Annotated in this window: 2 protein-coding genes; both read left to right on the top strand. The window is 64.2% G+C overall.

Annotation, left to right across the window (positions count from 1 at the left end; all coding sequences use genetic code 11):
* Window positions 1–1,721: xanthine dehydrogenase molybdopterin binding subunit (gene xdhB / locus AC1DUU_RS30750; protein ID WP_476787097.1), on the top strand; the 1,721-nt coding region annotated here is incomplete at its 5' end.
* Window positions 1,718–1,938: XdhC family protein (locus AC1DUU_RS30745; protein ID WP_476787096.1), on the top strand; the 221-nt coding region annotated here is incomplete at its 3' end. The genes xdhB and AC1DUU_RS30745, both read left to right, overlap by 4 nt.

Genomic DNA, 1,938 nt, shown 5'->3' with positions numbered 1-1,938 from the left:
GCCCTAGCGAAACCCAGCATCTGGTCGCCCACGTGCTCGGCGTTCCGAGCCATGCCGTGACAGTCGAAGTGCGCCGCATGGGGGGCGGTTTTGGCGGTAAGGAAACTCAGGCCAACCAATGCGCGGCCATCGCCGCCATCGCGGCCAAGAAGCACAAGCGCGCCGTCAAGATCAGGCTCGACCGCGACGAGGACATGACCGCCACCGGCAAGCGGCATGATTTCGCCATCGACTACGAGGTCGGCTTCGACGACGAGGGCAACATCCTTGGCGTCGACTACATGTTCGCGCTGAATGCCGGTTTTTCCGCCGACCTTTCCGGGCCGGTCGGCGACCGTGCGCTATTTCACTGCGACAACACCTATTTCTACCCGAACGTTCACGCCAAGTCGGCGCCGCTCTACACCAACACCGTGTCCAACACGGCGTTCCGTGGCTTCGGCGGCCCGCAGGGCATGGTCGGTGCCGAGCGCGTCATCGACGAGGTTGCCTTTGCCGTTGGCAAGGACTCGCTCGAAATCCGCAAGCTGAATTTCTACGACCCGATGGGCGCGCCGGGTGAACGCAACCTCACGCCCTATCACCAGAAGGTCGAAGACAACATCATCCACCGCATCGTGGCTGAGCTCGAGGAAAGCGCCGACTATGCCGGGCGCCGGCGCGAGATCGCGGCCTTCAACGCCAACAGCCGCTTCATCAAGCGCGGCATGGCGCTGACGCCGGTGAAATTCGGCATCTCGTTCACCAAGACCGAGTCCAACCAGGCCGGCGCGCTGGTCCATGTCTATGCCGACGGTTCGGTGCACATGAACCATGGCGGCACCGAGATGGGGCAGGGCCTGCATCTCAAGGTGGCGCAGGTGGTGGCCGAGGAATTCCAGATCGACCTCGATCGGGTCAAGATCACGGCTACGACCACCGCCAAGGTTCCTAACACGGCACCGACGGCGGCTTCTTCGGGTGCCGACCTCAACGGCATGGCGGCACAGGACGCAGCGCGGCAGATCCGCAAGCGGCTGACCGACTTCGCCGCCGAGAAGTATCAGGTGCCGACCGACCAGGTGGTGTTCTTGCCCAACCGGGTGCGCATCGGCAACCAGGAGGTCAGCTTCAACGATCTCGTCAAGCAGGCCTATCTCAACCGCATCCAGCTTTCGGCTGCCGGTTTCTACAAGACGCCTAAGATCCACTGGGACCGCAGTAAGGGTCGTGGCCATGCTTTCTACTATTTTGCCTATGGCGCAGCCTGCTCGGAGGTGTCGGTCGACACGCTGACCGGCGAATATGTGGTCGAGCGTGCCGACATCCTGCACGACACCGGGCGTTCGCTGAACCGGGCCATCGACATCGGCCAGGTCGAGGGCGGCTTCATCCAGGGAATGGGTTGGCTGACGACGGAAGAGCTGTGGTGGGACGGCAAAGGGCGGCTGCGCACGCATGCGCCGTCGACTTACAAGATCCCGCTGGCGTCCGACCGGCCGAAGATCTTCAATGTGGCGCTGACCGACTGGTCCGAAGCCTACGAGCCGACGATCCATCGCTCGAAGGCCGTGGGCGAGCCGCCTCTGCCGCATGGCATGTCGGTGCTTCATGCGCTGTCGGACGCGGTGGCGAGCGTTGCCGATCACAAGATCTGTCCGCGTCTCGATGCGCCGGCAACACCCGAGCGCGTGCTGATGGCGATCGAGCGGCTCAGGGCCGAGGCGGCCCCAAAAAAGTGAGCGCGACGGCCAAGAGCCTCAGGGCATTTCTCGGCGCGGCGCCTTCGGTGGCGCTGGTCGAGGTGGCCGAGGCCAAAGGCTCGACGCCACGCGAAAAGGGCGCGTGGATGCTGGTGTCGCCGCAGCGCATCTTCGGCACTATTGGCGGCGGCCAGCTGGAATTCATGGCGATCGACGCGGCTCGGGCGATGCTCAGTGCTGCCCCCCACCCTTACCC

It is taken from the genome of Aminobacter sp. P4_H6_2 (assembly GCF_056400805.1).
This window is presented reverse-complemented; position numbering and strand designations above follow the sequence as displayed.